7 protein-coding genes and 1 pseudogene are annotated in these 6,288 nt (G+C 58.1%); 5 read left to right on the forward strand and 3 right to left on the reverse strand.

The features are described from left to right. Window positions 1-191: 191 nt before the first annotated feature. Window positions 192-413, forward strand: a pseudogene (locus tag M3149_RS22305) (OsmC family protein); the annotation flags it as partial. A 507-nt stretch (window positions 414-920) separates the two neighbouring features. Here the strand turns inward: M3149_RS22305 and M3149_RS22310 are convergent. Next, window positions 921-1,574, reverse strand: coding sequence for an amino acid ABC transporter permease (locus tag M3149_RS22310; RefSeq protein WP_251711565.1), 654 nt, complete (start codon window positions 1,572-1,574; stop codon window positions 921-923). Window positions 1,575-1,590: 16 nt separating this feature from the next. Then, the gene (locus tag M3149_RS22315; protein WP_251711566.1) at window positions 1,591-2,379 is read right to left on the reverse strand and encodes a transporter substrate-binding domain-containing protein; all 789 of its coding nucleotides are present in this window, start codon (window positions 2,377-2,379) and stop codon (window positions 1,591-1,593) included. A gap of 295 nt (window positions 2,380-2,674) precedes the next feature. Between M3149_RS22315 and M3149_RS22320 the strand changes: the two genes are divergently transcribed. The 4 genes from M3149_RS22320 to M3149_RS22335 all read left to right on the forward strand — a co-directional run bounded on the left by M3149_RS22320 (window position 2,675) and on the right by M3149_RS22335 (window position 5,090). Continuing rightward, on the forward strand, window positions 2,675-2,875 hold the full coding sequence (locus M3149_RS22320) for a peptide-methionine (R)-S-oxide reductase (RefSeq protein WP_251711567.1): 201 nt from the start codon (window positions 2,675-2,677) through the stop codon (window positions 2,873-2,875). A 37-nt stretch (window positions 2,876-2,912) separates the two neighbouring features. Beyond that, window positions 2,913-3,881 carry a magnesium and cobalt transport protein CorA gene (locus tag M3149_RS22325; protein WP_251711568.1) on the forward strand — a complete coding sequence of 323 codons (969 nt, stop codon included), beginning with the start codon at window positions 2,913-2,915 and terminating at the stop codon, window positions 3,879-3,881. Between the two features lie 97 nt (window positions 3,882-3,978). After that, window positions 3,979-4,551, forward strand: a complete 573-nt coding sequence (locus M3149_RS22330) for a hypothetical protein (RefSeq protein ID WP_251711569.1) — start codon at window positions 3,979-3,981, stop codon at window positions 4,549-4,551. 89 nt (window positions 4,552-4,640) lie between these two features. Next, on the forward strand, window positions 4,641-5,090 hold the full coding sequence (locus M3149_RS22335; protein ID WP_251711570.1) for a hypothetical protein: 450 nt from the start codon (window positions 4,641-4,643) through the stop codon (window positions 5,088-5,090). A gap of 190 nt (window positions 5,091-5,280) precedes the next feature. Here the strand turns inward: M3149_RS22335 and M3149_RS22340 are convergent, their stop codons facing one another. Then, window positions 5,281-6,042: a trypsin-like peptidase domain-containing protein gene (locus M3149_RS22340; protein ID WP_251711571.1), complete on the reverse strand. Its 762-nt coding sequence runs from the start codon at window positions 6,040-6,042 to the stop codon at window positions 5,281-5,283. Window positions 6,043-6,288 lie beyond the last annotated feature (246 nt).

Here is a 6,288-nt window from a genome sequence, read left to right on the forward strand (position 1 = left end):
GCTGCTTGCACAGCTTCACCGCCTCACGTTTGAACTCGTCCGTGAAGCTCCTTCGGGTTCTTGTCATGCCTATCTCCTGAACACATCATGTCATTGGATGTGTCCGGGAAACTGGGGGAAGCCCAGTATCTGGCTGTGGCGTAGTCCAGCGAATTTCGGTGCTGGAGTCATCGTGAAATAAAAAATGGCCCCTCGAGGATGTCCGCGTCACGTTGACCCACGCCAAGATCCACGCCGCGGACTGCGCGGAATGTGAGACCAAGGAAGGCAAGATCGACCGCATCGAGCGGACTGTGGAACTCGCTGGGCCACTCGATGCGCCGCAACGAGCTCGTTTGCTGGAGATCGCGGACAAATGCCCTGTGCACCGCACGCTCACCTCCGAGATTGAGATCAAGACACACCTGGTCTAGAGACTTGGCAATCCTGCGGTGGGGCTAACGAGAGCAGCCGCGTGAAGCAATGCGTCTGCGCGGCATGGCTGTGGCCGATGTTGAACCAGTCTTCGACAAAGGAACCGAGCACACGCGCAAGCAGTGCACAGGGGGGAGGCGAGCGCCTTCTTCGCTGGGCGCGCGTCGATCGCCGGGGATCGTCGTGACGGTGGTCCCCACCCGAAACCGTTTCGCTCTGACAGTGCACCCGAGCGAGGCATCATTGCCGCGTCGGCGGGACAGGGCAAACGAAGACCTAATCAGCTCGTGCAGGCACAGCGCGACCTGAGGAAGCCCTGCGGATGCTGCGAGCTAGTCACCAGGTCTCGGCAGTGCGTCGTCTGCGAGAACGGCTCGCCCCGGTATTCGTGGAAGCCATTTCCTTGAGTCAGACCGTCATCGACTGCTTGACAGGCAGGTTGGCCCGATGGTCCGAAGTTACCGCCATGGAGCAGCAGTTCGACGAGAATTTCGCAGCAGAGCTGATCAATGGGGATACGCCACCCGCTTTTCCATCCATCTTTGAACCTGCTCAAAACTTAGACTGAGCATCCAGTAGATGGCCGCAGCCCCCAGGTACAGCGGAAAAGGTTGGAAGGTGGTGGAGATCAGCTCCTTGGTTGCCAGCATCAATTCGGTCACTGCTATTACCGACACCAGCGAGGTGTCCTTGATGAGGCTGATTAGGCTGTTGGACAGGCTGGGCACCGCGGCTCTCAGTGCCTGCGGCCCCACCACGTAGCGCAGCGTCTGATCGCGGGTCAGGCCCAGGCTGGTGCCTGCCTGCCATTGACCCTGTGTAACGGCGTTGATGGACCCGCGCAGCGTCTCGCTCATATAGGCCGCCACATTCAACGTCAGAGTAAGAATTCCTGCGGTGATCGGCGACAGCTCGATACCGACGCTTGGCAGGCCGTAGTAGAAAATAAATATCTGCACCAGCAATGGTGTGCCTCGAATGACGCTTACGTACAGCGCCATCAGGCTGCTCAAGCCCCATACCTGCAACACGCGGATCAGCGTAACTAGGCCCGCCAGGGGCAGGCCGAAGATCATCGAGGCCACGGCGAACAGCAGCGTGTAGCCCGTCCCCTTGAGCAGCATCGGCCAGGCCAGAGCGAACAGTGATGCCAAGTCCATCGCGATCTGGCGCGGGTTAGCGGGCCGCCAGCGGCTTGCTCACGTCGCGTTCGAACCATCGAGTCGAGATCTTCGCGTAGCTGCCGTCGGCCTTCAGCTCCTCCAGTGCCTTGTTGATAGCCAGCTGGAATTTCGGGCTGCCTTTGCGGAAGGGGATCGCGTTGCTGTCAGGTTTGCCGATCGGCGCGCCGGCCTTGACCGGCAATTTGGTCTTCTCGCGCAGATAGGGGATCAGCAGACTGTCGTTGATAGCCGCGTCGATACGCCCGGTGGCCAGATCCTGCAAGTACTCAGGGGCACCGGGGTAGGTCCGCACCTCCGCGCCGTCGATGCTCTTTGCCAGCTCCGCATAGTTGCTTCCCTGGCCAACCCCGATCTTCTTGCCCTTCAGGTCGGCCGCAGTTTCCAGCTTGCGCGTCTCGTCGGCGCGAATGATCAGTTGCGGGTAGGAAATGACATAAGGCCCGCTGAAGTCGAAGACCTCACGGCGCTTGTCGGTCGCTGCCACCTGGTTCACTATCACGTCGTACTTGCCTGCTTGCAAGCCGGCCAGGATGCCGCTCCACTCGGTAGTGGTGAACTCCGGCTTCACACCGAGCTTGGCAGCAATAGCCCGGCCAATCTCGACATCGAAGCCCGTCAGATTGCCCTTGTCGTCCTTGAAGTTGAACGGTGGGTAGCTGCCCTCGCAGGCAATTCGCAGGGTCCCGCGCGCCTTCACTTCGTCAAGCAGTTCAGCGTGGGCGACGGACGCCGAGCCGAGGAACAGCGCGGCAGCGAGCCAGGATGTGGACAGTGTCTTCATGAGTTTTCCCTCGGATCAAAGTGAACGAACCTTGCCAGCGCCGAGCAGGCAGTCAGAAGTGCGTGGGTGACTACCCTAAGGCATACTTTGAATAAGCGACGCGGAGCTGCCGTATGTGGAAGCACGCAAGGTCAGCGGCTTCCGTGCTGTCACGGAAATTCTACCTACGCCATCGGGTTGCAGGGGTGAACCTTCCTAAAGCTCGGTTACATCCGACAAGAAAAATCCGTTTATACGTATTTTCCAGCCGATTGTTGCCATTGAGTCGGCGCACGCTGAGGCGGTTTATCTTAGGATGCCCTCAGACGTACGGCGACAGTCACCTGGGCACCTGTTGTCCGACGGACCCTCGGACCGAGGGGGCTTGCGCTATTGCATCAACTCGGCGGCCTTGCGCTTCATCCACCGCGAAGAGATGGTTGCCGAGGGTTATGGCGCCACCAAGATCACAGAACCATGCCTGACCTCTCTTCCTTTTCGATCACACGCTGGCTAGCGGTACAGCGTGGCCTGCACATCCCTGCGAGCTTGGCATGAGCGTCATCGCCGCCTACTATTACAAGGAAGGCAAGCGAATCCGGGAGATTGCGCTCGACGAGCGCTTCGAGCAGGATGAGGCGCGCTCGGGCTTCTGCTGGATCGCGCTTCGCGAGCCTAGCGCCGACGAACTTCACAGGCTCCAGGCGGCATATCACCTACATCCGTTGGCGGTCGATAACGCGATGCACCCGCTTTGCCCGCCAAAGCTCGAGGTCTACAACGATGAGCTATACATCGTCGCTCAAACAGCCGAGCTGGTCGGCGACAAGATCAGCTATGGCAAGACGGCGATCTTCACTGGTCACAATCACCTCATCACCGCGCGGCACGGGAACGGTGGAGCGCTAGGCAACCTTCGGGGGCGGCTCGAGGCTTCGCCAGCGCTCCTGGGAAAGGGTGCCGACTACGTGCTGCACGCGATCTTGCACCGTATCGTGGATCAGTATTTGCCCATCTTTGAAATGATCGAGGATGATGTTCTGGCGATGGAGAAACGATCTCTAGACGGCTTTCTCGGACGAGAAGAAGTCGCCCGGATATTCAGTCTGAGAGGCGAACTCACGCGCTTCCAACGCACGCTCGGTGCTATGGCCGAACTGGTCAGAAAACTTGTCCGTGGGCATTTCCCCTGCATCAGCGCTGAAGTGAGACCGTACTTCGACGATGTCGCTGACCACGTAGATCGTGTGCAGTCAATGGTCGACGGCCTCCTTAAAGTCCTGACGACGGTCTTTGAGTTCAGCAGTCTTCTAGAGGTGCAAAGGACGGGTGTGATCACTCGCCAGTTTACGTCTTGGGCAGCAATACTGGCGGTCCCTACGGCGATCGCTGGAATTTACGGCATGAGCCTCAAGAACATCCCGGGAATCGACACGGTCTATGGACACCTCGCCGTGCTCGGCCTGATAGCGACGTTGTGCTTATTCCTGTTCGTGCGCTTCAAGAAGGCAAAGTGGCTATGAATACTGCATTTCGAATTTTTCTACGTGATTTAACGGGTCACAGCGCACTATGTACGGAAGTGTCCAATCAAGCCCAGCCCGAGGCGAAGGTACATCAATGACATCCCAGCTGACCGACGTTCTCGAAGCAGTTCAGGCCTTTATTGCAAAGGGCTACGACCGCGAGTACCGAGTCAAGGACGGCACTCTCGTCGACCTTGTGCTAGGTGCGACCCTCGATCCATGCACCCTTCGCGTCGACGCGGCATTGCGGCTTGAAACCGAGAACGATGCCGAAGATGCCTCCAACATCTATGCCATCACTGATCCAGCCACCGGGCATAAGGGCCTGTTGGTAGACGCGTTTGATGTGTTCGACGAAATGTGCCATCCCGACCTTGCTGAACGGCTCAAGGCGAATCGGACTACAGCGTCGACAGATGACCATGATGTGCCGCACAAGCATGGGCTCCGAAAAGTTTTTAAGAGCGACTTTGAGCTCGATCCCGAGCGGTATGTTCTGCGGGAGGGCTTTCCAGACTTCCCACCATGCCCTTTTGGGGGAGCCTTCAGCATCCTGGGCTTTGATACCGCCGAGCAGTCTTATGTCTGGCTGGTCACAAGCATCATCCGAGATTCTAGGCTGATTCGAACTCCCTACCAAGAGGACCACGTTATCAGTGACGAATAGCGAAGCGGTGGGGCTAAGAGGCCTACCTCTCGAAGAGTCAGGGAGCGGGGCTTGTGGAAATATAAACTAACGAAACAAACGAGGTGGGTATGCATTGGAATAAAGATCAGATCCGTGAAACTATGCTTTTGCTGGAGACCGCGGCCTTGCGTAGCGCCCGCATAAATTATGAAGAGTACGTTTCTACTGCTCGAACTGATCGGACCGAACCCGTCGAGAGAGATGAGCATGCTCAGTCCGAAATTGCGAGCGACTTAGCAGAGGCGCTTGACGACACTCTTCACGACTATGAAGAAAAACTAGAGAAACTCGGGACGATCGATTTCGGACCTAAGTCGGTAGTCAGTGAAGGCGCTGTTGTTAAGCTGTCTGGTCGCTACTTTGTGATTGCAGTGTCAACTAGCAAGTTCATTTGTCATGGACATGAGCTCATGGGAATTTCCACGATGGCGCCGATCTTCCAAGCCATCGATGGTGCCCAAGCAGGGGCGACTGTGCGGTTCAACGGTCGGGACCTCGTTGTAGAAGACGTGGCATAGAACGCATCCACCTCCGTCGACGCGCCACTACCGGGGGTATTTCCGAGATTCGTATCGTGAGATCTAGAGATCCAATGTTCATCGGCGTTGTTCGATAGCGAGTGGTCCTCGATCCTCGATTGGACTTCTTTGATGCCATGTGCGATGGCAAGCACCGCAGCAGCTCAAAGGTCCCCGGAAAGCAACCTTGTCAGGTAAGTTGTTGGGGTTGCGCCGTGGCAGGAGCCGGTACATCAGCCGTGAGCGTGAGCAGGATGTCGGCATACCAAGCACAGTTAAGACCCAGTGACTCATCCAGTGTGAGGTCACGTGTGTTCATGTCCAAACGCGAGGAGTGCACGCCCAGCAGTTTCCAGGGCAACGCCGGGTCGGTGCCGGGGGCCCGCATCACCACGGCTGCGCCGCTGGTGCCGCGGTGGGTGCGGGCATCCGTCAGAAAGTAGCCCTGACCCTGGAATCGCACGCCAAAGGAAGATGCAATGACCGCGTGACGCACCACTGGAAGGTGATAAATCACGTCGTGAAAGCCCAGCGGATAGCCCACAACCAGCAGCGCACTCCCGACTTCGACTTCGTCCAGCATGCTCTGAAGGTGAGCCGGCGTGAAAGCCTGCATTGCTACTGACGGCGGAAGGGCCGCGCGGTCCAGCTCGATGGCTGCCACGTCGATCTCGCCGCCCGCATCTTGTCCTTGGCGCCACATACTCTTGCCGTCAACGTACAGCCAGACCGACAAGGCGCTTGCTTGGGTCAGGTTGACGGCATCGGTGTGCAGCTCGATTTCGAGCCGGTTTGGGAAATGCTTGGTGGGCGCGTCGATGACGACGTGCCTGCTCGTGACGAAGAAAAGCCGTTCGTTGCGTAGGAAGAAAAATCCACTGGCGCCGGTCAGCAGCTTGTCTCCGTCAAAAGTGGAAACTCGGGCGGCGGTAAGAAGGATGGATTCGGCCATGAGACTCTTATATATGAACGGCCCGGTGCCTGGCACGCCGTCCGACTTCTACGCCCGAATGTTGCCAACCGACCGGAGCAGGGGGCTCGAGAAAAACTCTGGTCAGACATGCCTGGCGGGTAAGCGTGGCCTCAAGGCCCTTGTTGCCGGGCCGAGGGGAGCAGGTCAGCATGCGTCCATATGCAAGACAGTGGACATACCCCTGAGTGGAGCGGCCCGAAGGTTGAGCGCACCCTTCGCAACGGC

It is taken from the genome of Hydrogenophaga intermedia (assembly GCF_023715105.1).
Lineage (GTDB): Bacteria > Pseudomonadota > Gammaproteobacteria > Burkholderiales > Burkholderiaceae_C > Hydrogenophaga > Hydrogenophaga intermedia_A.